The sequence below is a fragment of the Moraxella caprae DSM 19149 genome, from assembly GCF_000426885.1.
Taxonomy (GTDB): Bacteria; Pseudomonadota; Gammaproteobacteria; order Pseudomonadales; family Moraxellaceae; genus Moraxella; species Moraxella caprae.
On record NZ_KE384584.1, the window covers coordinates 62,058 to 81,382 of the forward strand.

Genomic DNA, 19,325 nt, shown 5'->3' on the forward strand with positions numbered 1-19,325 from the left:
GCTATGTCAATTCAACAAATCACGTATCGTTACGCTCAGGGCAAACAATGGGCATTGGTTGATAAAAATAATCGCAACATTACTGAATATGTTTATGATGGTATTTCTTATCTTACAGAAAAGCTATTTGAAGTTTGCAAAAAAGACAAATATGGTATTATTGATGATAATGGCAAGTTAATTACGGATACTGAATATGATTGGCTTGAAAAAATCAATGAGCATTTATTTTCTGTTAGAGTAGATAAATATTGGGGACTTATCAATAATAAGGGTGATATTCTTTTATCAATTACCTACGACCAAATTTATGAAACACCTTATCGACTAGAAGAAACATCATATATTCAAATTTGGAAAAATGGTAAATGCGGTCTTATTAATGGTAATGGCGAGATTGTTGTTCAAGCCGATACTTACGATTTGATAGATGATGAGATACAAGAATTGGGAATATTTAGAGTTCATATTAAGCGTTACCGTAATGAATCCTATATAAAAACCCACGAAGGTTATATTAATATCAATAATGAAATCGTAATAGAGCCAAAATATAAATATATTTATCATGCTTTTGATAATTATTTTATTGGTTGTTTAGGTGATAATAGAGTTGGCATGATTGATATTTATCAAAATAAAATACTTCAATTTCAATACAAATCAATAGAAGTTAGTAAAGATGCAGGATTGATTTTATTGCAACATCAGTATGGCAAAAAATGGGAGTTAATAAAAATAAAACGCAATTTATTTGATAAACTTAGAGATTTTAATTATCAATCTATGGAAATATCAAACAATAGTACAATTAAAATTAAGGATAAGGATTTATATGGCTTAATGGACATTGAAGGCAATATTATTTTACCAATCATATATGATTATATTTCTAGCTATGATAATGTAGAACCTTATTTTGTCATTGAGAAAAATGGGTTACGAGGTTTGGCTGATGAATGTGGAAATATTTGTATTCCAGTCCAATACGAATTGTTAAGAAAAGTTTCTAGCAATTTGGTGCGTGTTAAAAGAAATGGCAAATATGGTATTTGTGATTTGCAGGGTAATGAAGTTGTTCCTTGCATTCATGAGTATTTATATAATGCCAAGGATGATAGAATTGCGGTATGCAAAAATGGCAAATGGGGATTTTTTGATAATAATGGCAATGCTGTGATTGATTTTATTTATGATGAAGTAGAAAGTTTTTCGCATCAAGTGGCAAGTGTGGTCAAAGATGGTCAAAGGTATTTTTTGGACATACAAGGCAATTTTATTACGCAAGAATATTATGGGAAAATCCGATTTCAATCACACCGATGATGTATATTTACCATTTTGCAAGCATTTGGGATTAAAGTCAGCATTATGATTTTACCCATATTGCACCACCGCCAACACCGCCACATACAAAAACACATACCGCCCCACCCATGCATTTTGGCGAAAGGCGGTAAAGCAGTTTAGGCGTTCACGGGTTTTGATTTTGTTATATTGCATGGCAAACAGCCCCACCAAACCGACCGCCAAACCACAAGCCGACCACGCCCCAAAAAAGCGACACACCAACGCCGTCATGATGACCAAAAACACGCCATTTAACGCCATGATAAAATAAATGTCCTTATCGCTAAACCACTTTTCAAACAAAATGGCGGTGGATTTTACCCCAATCTTGACATCATCGTCCTTATCGCACATGGCGTACATCGTATCATACGCCACCGTCCAGCACATATAGGCAACAAAGACAAGCCAGCCTATCAGCCCAACGCCACTTTGCCCTTGCTCGCTACGTACCGCCACATATGCCATCGGCACTGCCCAGCCAAACGCCATTGCCAAAACGACCTGTGGCAGGTGCGTGTAACGCTTCATAAAGGGATAAATAAAGGCAAGAAATACCGCCACCAGCGACCAATAAAACACCTGTATGGGCAAAAAAAAGAGCAAACACGCCGACAAGCCCGACAAGCCCACAAAGGTCAAAACAGCGGTTTTGGCGGACAGTCGCCCATCTGCCAGTGGGCGGTCTTTGGTGCGTTTGACTTGTCCGTCCACCTTGCGGTCGGCAAAGTCATTGATGGCACAGCCTGATGCTCGCATCAGCACCGCCCCAAGCGTAAAAATGACGATGTGAGCCATGCTTGGCAGTCGCCCCACGCCTGCATTTGCCAAAAACAATGCCCACAAAGTCGGGTATAGCAAAAGCTCCGTCCCCACAGGTTTGTCAAAACGGGTCAGTTGTAGCCATGCGATGAGTTTGTCTTTAAAGGTGTAAGTGGTTGCGGTCATGATGTTAAATGGTTAATTTTTGGGGTATTTTATCATAAAGCCTTTTTTATATAACAATGAAAAATGGTTTATATTTAAAAAATCGTTATACATTCCACTCAAACCCCAATTATTTTTAAAATAAAAAATGACAAACCAAAATTTTTTGTTAAAATAAGCCCCAAATACTTTTTTCGCGGAAAAACCATGGCAGACAGCACCGAACACCCAATCCTAACCATAGACCCACGCACGCACGTGGCGGATTTTCCTTTTATTCATTACCAAGACGACACGCTATTTATTGACAATGCCAGTACCAAAACCCTAGCCCAGACCTATGGCACACCGCTTTATGTGTACAGCAAAAACGCCCTACTTGCCAATTACCGTGCCTATGTGGAGAGTTTCGCCCCCTTGTCAGACGTAAAAATTTGCTATGCCGTCAAATCCAACTCAAACCTTGCCGTCCTTGCCACACTTGCCCATGCAGGGGCAGGCTTTGACATCGTGTCATCAGGCGAGCTTGCCCGTGTATTAAAAGCAGGCGGACAGGCGGACAAAGTCGTCTATTCGGGCGTGGGCAAAACCAAAAGCGACATCGCCACCGCCCTAAATGCAGGGGTTGGGTGCTTTAATGTCGAAGCGGTGAGTGAGATTGAACTCATCAGTCAAGTGGCAAGCGAGCTTGGCAAGACCGCCCCCATTGCCCTGCGTATCAACCCTGATGTGGACGCCAAAACTCACCCTTATATCTCCACAGGCTTAAAAGATAACAAATTTGGTATCAGCCATGATAACGCCCTAGACGCTTATCGTTTTGCTAGCTCCCTGCCAAACCTTGACATCATCGGCATAGACTGCCATATCGGCTCACAGCTGACCGACACCCAGCCTTTTGTAGATGCTTTGGATAAAGTCATTGAGATGATTGACGAGCTGTTCGCACAGGGCATTAGCTTACGTCATGTGGATTTGGGTGGGGGCTTGGGCGTGCGTTATACCGATGAGACCCCTGCCAGCGTGAGCGAATACGCCAACGCCCTACTACCTAAACTGCTTGATTTACAAGAAAAATACGGCTTAGGGCTACATCTAGAACCAGGGCGAAACATCTCTGCCAATGCAGGGGTACTACTCACAAATGTGGACGTACTAAAACCCACCGAACACAAAAACTTTGCCATTGTGGATGCATCCATGTGCGAACTCATGCGACCTGCCCTATATGGCTCGGTTATGGCGGTTATCCCTGCTGATTTGACCGCCACGACCACCCCCCAAGTGTGGGACATAGTCGGCTCGGTGTGTGAGTCGAGCGACTTTTTGGCAAAAAATCGCACCCTTGCCCTAAACGTGGGCGACACTCTTGCCATCACAGGGGCAGGAGCGTATGGCTTTGTCATGGCAAGCAACTACAACACCCGCCCCAGACCTGCCGAGATTATGTGTGATGACGGTTCTCATCGGGTTGTGCGTGAGCGTGAGAGCTTGGACGATTTGTGGCGTGGCGAGAGCGTTTAATAAAAACCGACCAGTTGGTATTTTTATGATAACAAAACCGTTTAAATCGCCATGATTTTAAATAAAATGGGGGTGCAGGGATTGGCTCTGCACGCCTTGTGAAAAACAATACCATCAAGCTCACAAACCCGACCTTTTACCCAACTTTTAACTCAGCCTTAACCCATTTAACCCCACTTTAACCCACCAACAAAATTAACACCATGTCCCAAATCCAAACCCTAGTCGATATGCTAAAAGCCTATCAAGCCCTACCCCACCACACCAACCCTGCCCTAAAACAGGCACTTGGCGACGTGCAAGCATGGCAAAAGGCTCGCATCAAACGCACCAATCACGCCCCATTTACTGATGACAAAACCGCCCCACTTGCCAATTATCTCATTGAGCGGATTTATGGTGATGATGATTTTGACGTGCTTGCCGGCCAGCTTCTGACCGCAGGGACGAACGCCCTAAACGGCTCGGGCAAACTTGAAAAGCTCATCCCCACCAACGCCTTAGGGTCAGGCGTGCTTGGCGTGCAGTCGGCAGTTCATGCCATCCGTCTTGATTTGGCATTGGCAACGTCCTTACTGGCTGACTTTGGCGAGCGTTACGCCAATGGGGGCATTGATGACACGCTCATGCATGACGTGTATCGGCACGTCAATGCCAAAGACGAACGCATCGCCCAAATCCACACCATCAAAGACGTGTGCGAGCAGTCTTATAAATATTTTAATTCTTTCATCCTACAAAACGCCTTTAAACTTGCCAAAGGCATGGCATACGACAACGGTTATCAGCCCCTATACGACTTCATCGGGGACGGCTTGGTTGCCATGAAGCCCCTAAAACGCATTGATGATTTTACCGTGCCGTTTGTGGCAAATGAGCTTGTCGTTATTCATGAAATTCATGAATGAATTTTTAATTTTCCCAAAACACGCCCATTCTTGCCCAAATTAGCGTATAATAAGGGCGTGTTTTTAAATTTGGAAAAATAGCCATGACCGACAACGACTTCACCAATCCTAACATCCTACCCACAGGCAAACCCCAAGGACAATCCGCCATGCAAACCCCTGCCAATGGCGAAACCGCCCACACCAACACCCAAACTGACAACCGCTATTCTGAAAACATTGGCGAAACCACCCATTTTGGCTACCAAACCGTCAATGCTCGTGAAAAAGAAGCCAAAGTCGGACAAGTATTTACATCGGTCGCCACTAAATACGACATCATGAACGATTTGATGAGCTTTGGCATTCATAGGCTTTGGAAGCGTTTTGCCATTAAGATGAGTGGCGTGCGTGCAGGACAAAGCGTCCTTGACATCGCAGGCGGTACGGGCGATTTGGCAAAAGTATTTAGTAAAGAAGTCGGTCGCTCAGGTCGTGTGGTCTTATCCGACATCAACGAAGCCATGCTAGAAGTGGGTCGCACACGCCTTATCAATGCAGGGTGCAACAACGTGGATTTTGTGCTTGCCAATGCCGAAACCTTAGAACCCTTTGTCGATAACTCGTTTGACCTAGTTACCATAAGCTTTGGACTGCGTAACGTTACCGACAAACAAAAAGCCCTAGAAGCCATGTGGCGTGTGCTAAAACCAAGTGGGCGACTGCTTGTGCTAGAGTTTAGCAAGCCTGTATTTGAGCCGTTGTCAAAAGCGTATGACCTGTATTCATTTACCGCCCTACCGCTCATGGGTAAAGTGGTTGCAAACGACAGCGAAAGCTATCAGTATCTGGCAGAGAGTATCCGCATGCACCCAGACCAAGCCACGCTAAAAGCCATGATGGAGCAAGCAGGGTTTGTCAATTGTGATTATCACAACCTAACAGGCGGTATCGTGGCGGTACATCGTGGCTTTAAGGCTCGTTGATTTTTTATATCATTTAACTTCAAATATACTCGGGCGTGGAAAGCACGCCCCTACAAAAGCATTTTAAAATTGTGGGCGAATGTCATTTACCCCTACAGTCAACAAAATTGAATTTTACTACGGAAACCGTTCGCCCTGAGCTTGTCGAAGGGTCGGTTTCCGTCATAGTTCGACAGGCTCACCACGAACGGAAACCGTAGTACTTTTTCATTTTGTAGAGTGTACAATCCATTTAAAATTAAAGGTTTTAAATGCCTGCCCCGAAAGGTAGATTTTACCCATTTGCCTTTTATCTTTTTAAAACCCCTTTTATCAAACCCATTTTTACCAAAACCATGCTCATCTCTTATAAAAACCGCCTGTTTGACCTATATCGCATTTGTGCCAAATACCGCCTTGACACGCATTTTGCGGACGTACCAGAGCTTGCCCCTTTGGTACGGCTCATCAAAATGCACCCTGCCAGTATTGGCAAATCGCACAACCCATTAGGGGTCAAGCTCGCCTTAGAAGAGATGGGAACGCTGTTTTTAAAGCTCGGGCAACTGCTCTCCACTCGCTCTGACCTACTGCCCCCTGACATCATCGCCCAATTATCGCTACTACAAGATAAAGTCACTCCCTTTGATGTTGAGATTTTAAAACGTGAAATAGAACACCCCAAAACAGGGCTGGGCAAGCCAATCGGTGAGATATTTAGCCGATTTGATGACAAGCCACTCGCCGCCGCCAGTATCGCCCAAGTGCATACCGCTTGCTTGCCTGACGGACGAGAAGTGGTCGTTAAGGTCGTCCGTCCTGACATTCGCCCTGTCATCATCAAGGATTTTGAGTTGCTTCGGGAGCTGGCAGGATTCCTGTCGGCTCGCATGGAGTCGGCTCGGGCGGTGCATATCGTGAGTATCGTGGAAGACTACCGCCAAATCATGCTAAATGAGCTTGATTTGACCTTGGAGTCCGCCAACGCCACTCGCATGAGAGGTAACTTCACAAACTCGCCACTCATCTACGTCCCCGAAATCTATATGGCAAACAAGTCCGTCATGGTTTCGGAGCGGATTTTTGGTGTGCCGATTAGCCAGACGGATAAATTTGACGCCTTGGGCTATGACCGTGCCGTCCTTGCCAAAAATGGCTTGACGATATTTTTTACCCAAGTGTTTCGGGATAACTTTTTTCATGCCGACATGCACCCTGGTAACATCTTTGTGGAGACCATGCCAGACGGTCAAGCGGTGGCAAATCCACGCTATTTGGGGCTAGATTGTGCGATTATGGGGCAACTTGCTCCCGATGACCAACTCGTTGTCGCTCGTATGCTCCTATCGGTCATGAATGGCAACTACACTACGCTGGTGGACATCATCAGTCACGCAGGGTGGATACCGCCGTCTGCTGACAAGCACGCACTCATCGCCGACATGGCTCGCACGGTGTCCCCCATGGTGTCTAAGCCCATGAGTGAGCTTGATTTTGCAGGGATATTGTTTGAGATTTTAAACATCGCTCGCCGTCATCAGATGAGCATACCGCCACAGCTCATGCTACTGCTAAAAACGCTCGTCCACGTGGAAGGGCTTGGGCGTGAACTATATCCTGACCTTGATATTTGGTCGCTTGCCAAGCCGATTTTGACCGATTGGGTAAAATCACAGCTTAACCCCACACGTCTATTGAATGATTTTTATGACAAATTGCCCGAACATCTACTGTCCGCCACTGACCTGCCCAAACTTACCACCCAAAGCATCCAATCACTTGCCACGCTTGGCGGACGACAGGACAAACAGCTAAGAGAAATCCAAGCCCTACGAGCCGACTTTTTAAATCAAAAACGCCATGACTGGATGGCGTTGGGCGGATTTTTTGCCTTTATCGCCATTGGACTGACCGTGCCGATTTGGTGGGTGGGTGTGGTGTTTCATGTATTGGCGTTAGGGTTTGTGGTGTGGCGAGTGCTGGCGTGATTGGACTCATCTGGTCTTAAACAAACAGTCCAACCACAACCAGTGAAAAGATGTTTGGCATTACTTATAAAGATGTTGCAGTTGGTTTAACAATTCAAGCTTGAAAAACGTGCGATTCCCCTGCTTTTTTAAACAGGCATTTTTCATTGTAAATACCAAAGGTAGGCACGCCCTAATTATAAGCACTAAATTTGCTTTATTTTTAATCAATTTTATGTAAAATTTTGTAGTACGATTGGCCTGTTGCAAACATCAAAGTTTAACACACCCTATAAAAATTATGCTAAAATAACAAAATTTACCCTTTAATAAATAATGGAAAAAACCCATGACCGACCTACCCGAAAAAAACGACTTTATCCGCCAAATTATCCGTGATGACCTAGCAAGCGGTAAGCACGACAACATTTTGACTCGTTTTCCACCCGAGCCAAACGGCTATTTGCACATCGGGCACGTCAAATCCATTTGCCTAAATTTTGGCGTGGCACAAGAGTTCGGTGGAGCGTGCAACCTACGCTTTGACGACACCAACCCCACCGCCGAAAAGCAGGATTATGTGGACAGCATTAAGGCGGACGTGGAGTGGCTTGGTTTTGACTGGGCAGGGGACGTGCGTTATGCGTCGCACTATTTTGACAAATTGCACGAATGGGCAGTACAGCTTATCAAACAAGGCGATGCCTATGTAGACTTTCAAACGCCTGATGAGATTCGTGAACACCGTGGCGGTTTTGGTAAGCCATCTGTGGAATCGCCACAACGCAGTGCTACTGTTGATGAGAATTTGGCTCGTTTTGACGACATGAAAAACGGCAAATATAAAGAGGGCGAGGCGGTACTGCGTGCCAAGATTGACATGAATCACGCCAACATGAACATGAGAGACCCTGTGATTTATCGTGTCATGCACGCAAGCCACCACCAAACGGGCGATACATGGTGCATTTATCCGATGTACGACTACGCACACCCCTTGTCGGACGCTTATGAGGGTATCACGCACTCGATTTGTACGCTCGAATTTGAAGACCACCGCCCCTTTTATGATTGGGTTGTTGAAAAAGTGGGCTTTGAGGTGCCACCCTGCCAATACGAATTTAGCCGTCTAAACATTGACCACACACTAACGTCCAAGCGTAAATTAAAACGCCTTGTGGACATGAGCGTGGTATCGGGCTGGGACGACCCACGCATGCCAACCATTGCAGGCATGAGAAGACGTGGCTACCCTGCCGAAGGCTTGCGTGATTTTTGTGAACGCATTGGCGTGTCTAAGGCGGACGGTGTGGTGGATTTTCGCCAGTTGGAATTTAGTATCAGAAACGTGCTAGAAAATACCGCCAGTCGTGGTATGGCAGTGCTAAACCCCTTAAAAGTTACGATTGCCAACTTTGATGAAGCGGTTGCTGATTTTGAACATCTAAAAAAAGACACAGTCAAGGCTCGCCTAGATAATGGCGTATTGTGGCTTACTCAGCCCAAACACCCACAGGCGGACAATGGCGAGCGTGAGATTCCTTTTACCAAAACCATTTATATTGATAAATCTGACTTTGAAATCACGCCCCCAGACGGCTACAAACGCCTATCGCCAGAGAATCCTGAGATTCGTCTGCGTAACAGCTATGTGCTAAAAGTAGAAGAGCATATCATGGACGCTAATGGCGATGTGGTGGAGCTTGTTGCCACCATTGACCCAAAAACGCTGGGTAATAACCCTGAGGGGCGTAAAGTTAAGGGCGTGATTCATTGGGTGTCAGCAAGTCATGGCGTGTCTGCCACCGTGCGACTGTATGAGCATTTATTATTTGAAGATGGTGAGATTTCGGACGAGCATATTGCCACTGTTAAAACACAAAACCCAGATGCCGATGATGATACGCTATGGGTACTGACCCACGTCAATCCAAATTCGGTAAAGGTTGTCAATGCCATTGTAGAGCCGTCATTGGCACAGGCAAAAGGCGATGACAAATTCCAGTTTGAGCGTGAAAGCTACTTTGTGGCGGACAGCGTGGAGCATAGCACCGATAAGCCTGTATTTAATCAGATTGTAGGGTTAAAAGATGGGTTTAAATAACGTTTAGCAATTTTAAAATTAAACGAAGGCCAAACGTGGTGTTTGGCTTTTTAATTCCATTGCCCAACTTTTAACTCGTTCATTTTACATTCTCATCACTCGCCTCATAAATGGCAAAAAGCTCATCATCGCTTAGCACCGTCTCAGCAATGGGAAAAAGCTCTCGCTCTTCAAAGCGGATATGGTCATACAGAGCATTTGCAAGCTCCTTGACATCGTCCACACTTGGGTCGGTGTTAGCAAGTAGGCTCTCAATGTATTCATGCTCATCAAGCATTTGTTTTGCCAATTTAACCGCCCTGTCATCGGATAATTTTGTCAAAATAACATCAGCAAGGCATGTCCGCTCAATCTCAAAATGCGTGGGAATGGCAGTGGTCAGATACTCCACTAAGGCTTGATGGTGGGTAAGTTTGTCATCATCGGTGACGGATTTGGCTTTGTTGACGATGACCAAACCCAAATGGTGCTGGCGAGATAGGGGCTGTAAGGCGGGGTGTCGTTTCATAAAATGGATGTTTATACTTTTGTTTTTAACGGCTTGTTTTGCCATTTTATTGCCAACAACTCAAATTCTTGAAATATGGTGGGATTTTTACGTTTTTGCCTTAATTCATAAACAAAACTTTTTAAGTTATTCCAGTCTCTTAAAAACATGGAATAACTAAAATTTTTATACATGGTTTCGTGCAATGCCCCGCCTAGCACTCCTGCCGAAACAAACTCTCTTTGATTAAGTAGTTTGATGATATGCTTGCGTTTTTCAAAGTTGCTTTCATCATCAGACGCATAAATGGCAAAAATCACATCTTCTTTTGCCATTTGATTAACACTGGCAATCGCTTCTTGCAACAGCTTATCATTACGTTCTGCCATTATCATGTCAATGGTCGCACGTTTTTTGGCATTTTGGGTGTTCTGCCAAACACCAAAAGCAGCAATAAAAACGCCGATAGCGGTTAATATCGGCGTTATAAAAGTGATGAATTCGGCATTAGTCATTGCCGTCCCAACCATCTGTTAAAAAAATAATTCGCATAATAAACTCCTATAAAATTGTAGGTTTATATACAAATCCTAGCATTTAACAGCCTCTTTGTCAAGTTTTATCATAAAAAAAACCACAAACACTAGGGCGATGTTTGTGGCAAAAACCGAAAAAAATGGTTTTTTAAATCAGTCTCTTACTGCGATGTCTTTTGACGGACAATCTGATAACGTCTGCCCAAATACCAAATCGGTGCTGAGATGATGTGAATCAGACGAGTAAACGGCACAAGCAGAATAAGCGTGGTTCCTAAGAACATGTGTAGCTTATAAATCAGCCCTGCATCCACCACACGGGCAGCAGCACTCATCGGACGTAATATCGCCAAGTCCTGTGCCCAACCTGCCAATGACAGCATTAACGCACCATCTTTATGGTCAGGATAGTGCCAAATGGTCGCAAGACCCATGATGAGCTGCACCAAGATGATGACAAGTAGCATCTTATCGCTAAACGTGGATGTATGGCTGACACGTGGGTCAGTAAAACGTCTCCATATCAGAATCAGTAGCCCCACAAGGCACATCACGCCTGCGATACCACCGACAATGACTGCCACAAGCTGTTTGTCCGCCGCCGAGATAAAGCGTTCATAGACAAAGTGTGGGGTCAGCATACCAAAGAAATGCCCAAGCAGTACCACAATGATACCGATGTGAAATAGGTTACTGCCGATTCTCATGCCTTTATCGTTTAGCATTTGGCTTGACCCTGCACGCCATGTGTACTGCGATAGGTCAAATCTTGCCCAGCAACCCAAAATACATACCGTCAAAGCGATGTAAGGGTAAATGCCGTACAAAAATATGTGTATCCAGTTTTCGGGGGTTACTGTTGTGATTGCTGTTGCTGTTGCTGTTGCTATCATGACGACACTCCTTCGCTAACAGTTTTATTGGTTTTAAAATCCACCCAATGCACAGGGATTTCGCTTGTCTTTTGGGCTTGTCTTGCCAAGGTCTCGGCAATGCGAATGTCGGTCTGGCTTGACGGACAGCGTTCTTCTTGCTTTGCCGCCAAAAAGTCCACGACTTCTTCTTCCCATTCTTTGTCAATGGCATCAAAAGTCGTATCATCCACCTTGTCTTTACCCATCTTGGCAAGCTCGTCATCAATGACGGTCAAAGGCTTGCCTGCAATTTGCAATAACGCCTTAAACAGCCCAGCATAACTACTGCCTTTGTCCACCAGTCTCGCCCCCAGTAGAGCGATGATGTGGCTGACATCAGCGATATCCATGCGAATCTCAACATCATCTGCAAAGCCTGCCTTGTAGGACAAAAATTCTAGATACATGGGCAAATAGTCGGGCAATTCTTTGACATCAATGGCAAAGCCCGCCTGTTCATACTGCCCCATCAAATCCACCATCGCCTGCCCACGGTCTCGGCTTTCGCCATGCACGTGTTCAAACAGCCAAAGCGACAACGAACGCCCACGCTCAAACAGACTGTCATACGCCGACTGAGCCTCAATCGAGCCTTTGCTTGATAACTCATCAACAAAGGCGTTAATCTCTTGGCGAACCTCGGGGCTGATGAGCTTTGATGTTGCCACAATGTCTTTGCACGCATCCAGCGTATCATCAGCAAACAACTCATCAGACGGATAATCCATAAGCAGGCTTATTACTTTTAATAATTTAAAATCAAGATGATTCATACTAGCCCCCATCAGTTATCCCACGTCTGCACGGTCTCAATCATCTCACGGCGATTGGACTTACGCTGACCGAACATACTGACATCATTACCGCCTGTACAACCGTTGCCAAAAGTAAAGCCACAGCCGTTTTTATCGGCAAAGGCGTCAGACAACGCTTCTTCACGGTGAGCGGTCGGAATGACAAAGCGGTCTTCGTAGTTGGCGATTGCCAAATAGCGGTACATCTCTTCAACTTGGTGTTTGGTCAAGCCTACTTCATCAAGCACCGCTTGGCTTTCGACCTTATCAACAAGTTGCATACGCTTATAAGAACGCATGGCAAGTAGACGTTTTAGGGCAAGTTTGACAGGTACTTCATCGCCAGCGGTCAGCATATTGGCAAGGTATTTGACAGGAATACGCAGACTATCCACATCAGGGATAAGCCCGTCCATGCCCACTTTGCCCGCTTGTGCAGCATTTTGGATTGGCGATAGCGGTGGCACATACCATACCATCGGCAAGGTGCGATATTCTGGGTGCAAAGGCAAAGCAAGTTGCCAATCCATCGCCAGTTTGTACACAGGTGATTTTTGGGCGGCTTCGATGACACTCATCGGCACGCCATCTTTTAGAGCTTGCTCAATGACAGCAGGGTCGTTGGGGTCTAAGAACACATCAAGCTGGGCTTTGTACAAATCTTTCTCATTTGGGGTGCTGGCGGCTTCTTTGATTTTGTCGGCATCATACAAAAGCACGCCAAGATAACGAATACGTCCCACGCACGTCTCAGAACAGATGGTTGGCTGACCTGACTCAATGCGTGGATAACAGAAGATACATTTTTCGGATTTGCCTGATTTCCAGTTATAATAAATCTTCTTATAAGGACAGCCCGAGATACACATACGCCAGCCACGGCATTTGTCTTGGTCAATAAGCACAATACCGTCTTCTTCACGCTTATAAATGGCTCCCGATGGGCAAGACGCCACACACGTTGGGTTAAGACAATGCTCGCACAAGCGTGGCAGGTACATCATAAAGGTGTTTTCGTATTCACCATAAATGTCGGCTTGAACTTGGTCAAAGTTCTTATCGGCACGGCGTTTGGCAAATTCAGAGCCTAGAATTTCTTCCCAGTTTGGCCCCCATTCGATTTTTTGCATACGCTTGCCTGTGATGAGCGAGCGTGGGCGTGCAATCGGCTGATGGTCGCCTAATGGGGCGGTGTGCAGGTGCTGATAGTCAAAGTCAAACGGCTCATAATAGTCGTCAAGCGTTGGCAAATCAGGGTTGGCAAAAATATTGGCAAGCACACGGAATTTACCGCCAATCTTTGGATTGATAGAGCCGTTGGCGTTACGAATCCAGCCCCCCTTCCATTTTTCTTGGTTTTCCCACTCTTTGGGGTAGCCGATACCAGGCTTGGACTCTACGTTGTTAAACCATGCGTATTCCATGCCTTCACGGCTTGTCCAGACGTTTTTGCAGGTAACAGAGCAGGTGTGGCAACCGATACATTTATCAAGGTTTAGCACCATGCCAACTTGTGAGCGAATTTTCATAGGATTCCCCTTATGCCTAGTTCTTTTTAATTAATTGAAAAGAACATCGGTAGGTCAAAATTGAATAGGGCGTGTTGAACCTTTATAACACAAACTATAATTTGAAATTTTGTAAAATAAAATCACTGTTTTTGCATGAAAAAATGGCTAAATCTTGTTTTTCATCGTCAAAATCCTTGTTGATATTTCAATATCAACTGCGGACTTTTCCTTGAAAAACGTGCGATTTTTCTCATTTTTCATTGCAAATACAAAGATTCAACACGCCCTAGTTTATCCCCTTTGCTGAAAGTTTACTATCCTACCAAAAGGGATAAACAGGGCGGTTTATCAGTCCAAAGTAGTAGGCAATGGACGTGGCAGACTGTCATCAGGCTTGCCTTCTAGCCAATCGATGTTCGCCATCTTACGCACCACCACGAACTCATCACGGTTACAGCCGACCGTACCATAGTAGTTAAAGCCGTACGCTTGCTGGGCATAACCGCCAATCATGTGCGTAGGTTTTAGGATTGCCCGAGTTACTGAGTTATGAATACCACCACGGGTGCCTGAGTTTTCAGAACCAGGGATGTTCACAAGCTTTTCTTGGGCGTGATACATCATCGTCATACCTTCTTTGACACGCTGAGAGACGACCGCACGGGCGGTGATGGTGCCGTTATGGTTAAAGACTTCAATCCAGTCGTTGTCTTCGATACCTGCTTTTTTGGCATCAATCTCACTCATCCACACGATAGGACCACCACGGGACAGCGTTAGCATGAGCAGGTTCTCAGAGTAAGTACTGTGAATGCCCCATTTTTGGTGTGGCGTTAGGAAGTTCAGCACTATCTCTTTGTTGCCGTTTGACTTATAGCGTTTTAGCTCGTCTGTCGTTCTTGTGTCAATCGGTGGGCGATACTGTTGCAACTGCTCGCCAAACGCCTGCATCCAAGGGTGGTCTTGGTAGAACTGCTGACGACCTGTGATGGTACGCCAAGGGATGAACTCATGCACGTTGGTGTAGCCTGCGTTGTAGCTCACCTTTTCGGATTCTAGCCCCGACCAAGTTGGGGATGAGATAATCTTACGAGGCTGGGCAACAATATCACGAAAACGAATTTTTTCGTGTTCAGATGATTTTGCCAAATGGGTGTGATCTCGCCCTGTATTGCTTGACAAGTCCGCCCATGCCTTGACCGCAACGTGTCCGTTGGTCTCAGGGGCGAGCATGAGTACCGTCTCGGCGGCGTCCACGGCGGTATTAATGCGTGGGCGACCGTGAGCCACGTTGTCTTCGGTAACGGTGTAGTTGAGCTCACCAAGTAGTTTGACTTCTTCTTTGGTATCCCAAGTAATGCCCTTTGAGCCGTTGCCGAGCTTATCCATGAGCGTGCCAAGCGATGTAAATTTGGCATAAATGGACGGATAATCACGCTCTACGACTTTGATGTGTGGGCAGTTCTTACCAGGGACTGGGCGTACGCCTTGGGTTTTCCAGTCGGTTCCACCAAAGGGCTGAGCCAGCTCGCCCTCTGAGTCGTGTTGCATGGGCAAGGTTACGATGTCTGTTTCCACACCAAGATGACCGACTGACAGCTCGGAGAATTTTTGGGCGATAAGCTTATAAATCTCCCAGTCCGTCTTGGACTCCCACGCAGGGTCGGTGGCAGCAGTCAATGGGTGGATAAAGGGGTGCATATCAGACGTATTCAGGTCGTCTTTTTCGTACCATGTGGCAGTCGGTAGCACGATGTCAGAATACAGACAGGTGGACGACATTCTAAAATCAAGCGTGGTAACAAGGTCAAGTTTGCCCGTTGCCCCATTTGGCTCAAAGTCAATCTCAGTTGGGCGAATGCCATCATGAATGGTCTCTTCGCCTAGGATACCGTGCTTGGTGCCTAGTAGGTAGTGAAGCATATATTCATGCCCCTTGCCCGATGAGCCAAGCAGGTTTGACCGCCAGATGAATAGGTTTCTTGGGAAGTTGGTAGGATTGTCAGGCGACTCAGCAGCAAAACGCACGTTGCCATTTGCCAGATTGTCCACGACATAGCTCTCAATGTCCTGCCCTGATGACTTGGCAAGACGACCAAGCTCCAAGGGGTTCATGTTAAGCTGTGGGGCAGACGGTAGCCAGCCTGCACGTTCGGCACGCACGTTGTAGTCGAGCATATGCTCAGGAAACTCTGATTTGTCAGCGTGTGGCGATAAAATCTCGTGAGCAGAAACCTTTTCGTGTCGCCATTGGCTTGAATGATTATAAAAGAAGCTCGTGCCATTCATGTGGCGTGGCGGTCTGTGCCAGTCTAAGGCAAAGGCAACAGGAGCCCAGCCTGTCTGCGGTCTTAGTTTTTCTTGACCGACATAATGAGCCCAACCACCCCCTGACTGACCGATACAGCCACACAGCATAAGCATATTGATAACGCCACGGTAGTTCATGTCCATGTGATACCAGTGGTTCATGCCTGCCCCGATGATGACCATTGATTTGCCATGAGTCTTGTCGGCATTGTCGGCAAATTCACGAGCGATTTGAATGACTTTTTCACGGCTTACGCCTGTGATTTTCTCTTGCCAAGCAGGCGTGCCTGCCACGGTTTCATCATTATAATCATCAGTTACGTGCTGACCGCCCACGCCATTGTCCACGCCAAGATTGGCAAGCATTAAATCAAAGACTGTTACCACTTTGACTGTTTCGCCATTGGCTAGTGTAAGCGTTTTGCAAGGCACATTTTTGTACTGGATATTATCCCCTTCGGCGGCGGTAAAGTAAGGGTGTTCATCACCGCCAAAGTAGTCCATGCCAACCGTTGCCGTCTCGCCTGAGCCTTTTAGAGTCAAAGCCAAATCCACGTCTGTGTTGTTTGTACCCTCTTTACTCTCCAAGTTCCAACGACCGCTCTCGCCCCAACGGTAGCCAATCGCCCCATAAGGCGACACCAGCTCGCCATTATTATTGATGGCGATGGTTTTCCATTCGGGGTTGTTGTCTTGACCTAAGTTGTTCACCAGGTCTGATGCACGCAAAAACCGCCCTGCTCGTGCCGATTGCCCTTCGCCTTCGACCATGACAAGCATGGGCAAATCGGTGTAGCGTTTGGCATAGTCGGTAAAGTAGGCACTTGGATTTTTTAGATAAAATTCTTTGATAATCACATGACAAAACGCCTGAGCAAGAGCGGCGTCTGTGCCTTGTTTTGGGTTTAGCCATAGGTCGCACAGCTTGGCAATCTCGGCATAGTCAGGGGTGATGGCGACAGTTTTTGTACCTTTATAACGCACTTCGGTAAAAAAGTGAGCGTCAGGGGTACGGGTCTGCGGTACGTTTGACCCCCATGCGATGATGTAGTCAGAGTTGTACCAGTCGGCAGCTTCTGGCACGTCTGTCTGCTCACCCCAAGTCATCGGAGACGCTGGTGGCAAATCGCAATACCAATCATAAAACGACAAACACACCCCACCAATAAGCGACAAATAGCGAGAGCCAGCGGCATAGCTAATCATACTCATGGCAGGAATGGGCGAGAAACCAATGATACGGTCAGGACCAAAGGTCTTGGCGGTGTAGATGTTGGCGGCAGCGATGATTTCCACCACTTCATTCCATGATGAACGGACAAAGCCCCCATGCCTCGCTTGGATTTGTACTGCTCGGTCTTGGTTGGGTCAGTTACGATACTTGCCCATGTGTCCACAGGGTTTTTGTGGACTGCCTTGGCTTCACGCCACAGTTTGAGCAAGGGTTTACGCACTTTGGGGTATTTGACACGGTTGGCAGAGTACATATACCAACTATAAGACGCACCACGGGGACAGCCACGGGGTTCGTGGTTGGGTAGGTCTGGGCGTGTGCGTGGGTAGTCGGTTTGCTGAGTCTCCCACGTTACCAGTCCGTTTTTGACATAGATTTTCCATGAGCATGAGCCTGTACAGTTCACGCCATGAGTTGAGCGGACGATTTTGTCAAACTGCCAACGACTGCGATAGCTGTTCTCCCAATCACGGTTTTCATCACGAATCTCGCCGTGTCCGTCAGCGTATTCGCCCGTTTTTTTCTTAAAAAAACGGAATTGGTCTAATAAATGGTTCATAAATCCCCCTTGTGGGTTGGCTAAACTTAAAAAGTTTTTGGCTAAATTGATGAGCTTACTATAAAGAAAACCGCCAAATTAAGGTATTAACTTGACGGCTAGGGGGATAATACTAAGGGGGTAGGGGTAGGTATTTGCTTGACTTTTAGGCTTGATATTTATCAATTCATCAGCCAAATCATAACCATGATAAACAAAAAAAACAGTCCGCTATGAACCGACCCCCAAAGCTCGCCACTCACACTAACCTTTGGGGTGCTTTTTATGGCAAAATACACCACCGACTTTAAACTGTCTGTCATAGCATATTATCTAAACGGACACAGTTACAAGCAAACCGCTAAACAGTTTAACCTATCCACAGACAGCATTGTTGAACAGTGGGTCAAACTCTATCAAACACATGGCATTGATGGTATTCAAAGACGAAGTACCAAAGCTGTCTATGACACAGACTTTAAACTAAACGCAATCAAACAACTTCAACATGGCAAATCTCTAACCAAACTTGCCATAGAGCTTAATCTACCACAACCTGATTTACTGTCAAACTGGTTAAAGTTATATCAGTCCTTTGGTATAATGGGAGTTACCCCCAAACCCAAAGGTAGAAAAGCTGTGTCAAACAAACACAACGCCAATCAAAACAAATTAACAAACAAAACAACAAGCAAAACCAAACCACAAGATGATGATTATGCCAAACTTTTAAAACGCCTAGCCTATTTAGAAGCAGAAAACGACCACCTAAAAAAGCTCGATGCCTTAATTCGTCAGAAAGAGCAAAACAAGTAAGCTCATCAGCCAAACACCTAAATCAGTTAAAGACAACCATCGTGCAAGAATTAAGGCATAAACACACCCTAAACACCTTACTTGACATTGCCAAATTGCCAAGAAGTGTGTTTTATTACCACCTTAACAAAGCCAAAGAACCTGACAAAGACCTTGACCTAAAAGAACAAATCAAACACATCTACCACACCCACAAAGGCAGATACGGTTATCGTAGGATTTGTGCAGAGCTTAATCAAACACTTGCTGGTCAGGGCATTGTCATCAACCACAAAAGAGTGCAACGACTGATGAAAGAGATGGGCTTAAAGGCTAAAATCAGGGCACAAAGATACAAAGCTTACTCATCTTATCAAGGTGAACACCAAGACAAGATAAAAGACAATGTCCTACAAAGAGACTTTCAGGCCACAAGACCTAACCAGAAGTGGGCAACAGACATTACTGAATTTAAGGTCACT

Annotated in this window: 14 protein-coding genes and 1 pseudogene; 8 read left to right on the forward strand and 7 right to left on the reverse strand. The window is 45.7% G+C overall.

Translation table 11 applies throughout. The features are described from left to right. Positions 1–3 precede the first annotated feature (3 nt). Positions 4–1,326, forward strand: coding sequence for a WG repeat-containing protein (locus tag K941_RS0113555; RefSeq protein ID WP_029104001.1), 1,323 nt, complete (start codon positions 4–6; stop codon positions 1,324–1,326). A gap of 51 nt (positions 1,327–1,377) precedes the next feature. Here the strand turns inward: K941_RS0113555 and ubiA are convergent, their stop codons facing one another. Beyond that, positions 1,378–2,298 carry a 4-hydroxybenzoate octaprenyltransferase gene (ubiA, locus tag K941_RS0113560; RefSeq protein WP_029104002.1) on the reverse strand — a complete coding sequence of 307 codons (921 nt, stop codon included), beginning with the start codon at positions 2,296–2,298 and terminating at the stop codon, positions 1,378–1,380. Positions 2,299–2,484: 186 nt separating this feature from the next. On the opposite strand from ubiA, the gene lysA reads away from it, so the two are divergent. From lysA to K941_RS0113585, 5 genes are all read left to right on the forward strand, one after another. Next, positions 2,485–3,801: a diaminopimelate decarboxylase gene (gene lysA / locus K941_RS0113565; RefSeq protein ID WP_029104003.1), complete on the forward strand. Its 1,317-nt coding sequence runs from the start codon at positions 2,485–2,487 to the stop codon at positions 3,799–3,801. 203 nt (positions 3,802–4,004) lie between these two features. Continuing rightward, entirely contained in the window at positions 4,005–4,709 is a 705-nt protein-coding gene (locus tag K941_RS0113570) for an FFLEELY motif protein (RefSeq protein ID WP_029104004.1), read from the forward strand. Positions 4,710–4,792: 83 nt separating this feature from the next. Continuing rightward, on the forward strand, positions 4,793–5,674 hold the full coding sequence (gene ubiE, locus K941_RS0113575; protein WP_029104005.1) for a bifunctional demethylmenaquinone methyltransferase/2-methoxy-6-polyprenyl-1,4-benzoquinol methylase UbiE: 882 nt from the start codon (positions 4,793–4,795) through the stop codon (positions 5,672–5,674). 335 nt (positions 5,675–6,009) lie between these two features. Further along, positions 6,010–7,641, forward strand: coding sequence for an ABC1 kinase family protein (locus tag K941_RS0113580; RefSeq protein ID WP_029104006.1), 1,632 nt, complete (start codon positions 6,010–6,012; stop codon positions 7,639–7,641). A 328-nt stretch (positions 7,642–7,969) separates the two neighbouring features. Next, a complete protein-coding gene (locus K941_RS0113585) occupies positions 7,970–9,724 on the forward strand; it encodes a glutamine--tRNA ligase/YqeY domain fusion protein (protein ID WP_029104007.1) in 1,755 nt (584 codons plus the stop codon). Positions 9,725–9,803: 79 nt separating this feature from the next. On the opposite strand, the gene K941_RS16155 is transcribed toward K941_RS0113585, so the two are convergent. The 6 genes and pseudogenes from K941_RS16155 to K941_RS16165 form a co-directional block, all read right to left on the reverse strand. Next, positions 9,804–10,232, reverse strand: coding sequence for a hemerythrin domain-containing protein (locus tag K941_RS16155; RefSeq protein WP_036388598.1), 429 nt, complete (start codon positions 10,230–10,232; stop codon positions 9,804–9,806). An 11-nt stretch (positions 10,233–10,243) separates the two neighbouring features. Next, positions 10,244–10,726, reverse strand: a complete 483-nt coding sequence (locus K941_RS16160; RefSeq protein WP_029104009.1) for a DUF4760 domain-containing protein — start codon at positions 10,724–10,726, stop codon at positions 10,244–10,246. 182 nt (positions 10,727–10,908) lie between these two features. Beyond that, on the reverse strand, positions 10,909–11,613 hold the full coding sequence (gene narI, locus K941_RS0113600) for a respiratory nitrate reductase subunit gamma (protein WP_029104010.1): 705 nt from the start codon (positions 11,611–11,613) through the stop codon (positions 10,909–10,911). A 23-nt stretch (positions 11,614–11,636) separates the two neighbouring features. Further along, positions 11,637–12,434, reverse strand: coding sequence for a nitrate reductase molybdenum cofactor assembly chaperone (gene narJ, locus K941_RS0113605; protein WP_036388574.1), 798 nt, complete (start codon positions 12,432–12,434; stop codon positions 11,637–11,639). Between the two features lie 11 nt (positions 12,435–12,445). Continuing rightward, positions 12,446–13,984, reverse strand: coding sequence for a nitrate reductase subunit beta (gene narH / locus K941_RS0113610; RefSeq protein WP_029104012.1), 1,539 nt, complete (start codon positions 13,982–13,984; stop codon positions 12,446–12,448). A 330-nt stretch (positions 13,985–14,314) separates the two neighbouring features. Beyond that, positions 14,315–18,069 (reverse strand): annotated as a pseudogene (locus K941_RS16165) (nitrate reductase subunit alpha). A 264-nt stretch (positions 18,070–18,333) separates the two neighbouring features. Here K941_RS16165 and K941_RS0113620 point away from each other — a divergent pair. Next, complete coding sequence (locus K941_RS0113620; RefSeq protein ID WP_029104013.1) at positions 18,334–18,864, forward strand: helix-turn-helix domain-containing protein; 531 nt, start codon at positions 18,334–18,336, stop codon at positions 18,862–18,864. 41 nt (positions 18,865–18,905) lie between these two features. Further along, a partial coding sequence (locus tag K941_RS0113625; RefSeq protein WP_156892352.1) for an IS3 family transposase occupies positions 18,906–19,325 on the forward strand: 420 nt, incomplete at its 3' end.

Bases quoted from the DNA above. Each gene is read 5' to 3' on its own strand.
- K941_RS0113555 (WP_029104001.1), top strand. From the start codon at position 4: ATGTCAATTCAACAAATCACGTATCGTTACGCTCAGGGCAAACAATGG.
- ubiA (WP_029104002.1), bottom strand. From the start codon at position 2,298: ATGACCGCAACCACTTACACCTTTAAAGACAAACTCATCGCATGGCTA.
- lysA (WP_029104003.1), top strand. From the start codon at position 2,485: ATGGCAGACAGCACCGAACACCCAATCCTAACCATAGACCCACGCACG.
- K941_RS0113570 (WP_029104004.1), top strand. From the start codon at position 4,005: ATGTCCCAAATCCAAACCCTAGTCGATATGCTAAAAGCCTATCAAGCC.
- ubiE (WP_029104005.1), top strand. From the start codon at position 4,793: ATGACCGACAACGACTTCACCAATCCTAACATCCTACCCACAGGCAAA.
- K941_RS0113580 (WP_029104006.1), top strand. From the start codon at position 6,010: ATGCTCATCTCTTATAAAAACCGCCTGTTTGACCTATATCGCATTTGT.
- K941_RS0113585 (WP_029104007.1), top strand. From the start codon at position 7,970: ATGACCGACCTACCCGAAAAAAACGACTTTATCCGCCAAATTATCCGT.
- K941_RS16155 (WP_036388598.1), bottom strand. From the start codon at position 10,232: ATGAAACGACACCCCGCCTTACAGCCCCTATCTCGCCAGCACCATTTG.
- K941_RS16160 (WP_029104009.1), bottom strand. From the start codon at position 10,726: ATGACTAATGCCGAATTCATCACTTTTATAACGCCGATATTAACCGCT.
- narJ (WP_036388574.1), bottom strand. From the start codon at position 12,434: ATGAATCATCTTGATTTTAAATTATTAAAAGTAATAAGCCTGCTTATG.
- narH (WP_029104012.1), bottom strand. From the start codon at position 13,984: ATGAAAATTCGCTCACAAGTTGGCATGGTGCTAAACCTTGATAAATGT.
- K941_RS0113620 (WP_029104013.1), top strand. From the start codon at position 18,334: ATGGCAAAATACACCACCGACTTTAAACTGTCTGTCATAGCATATTAT.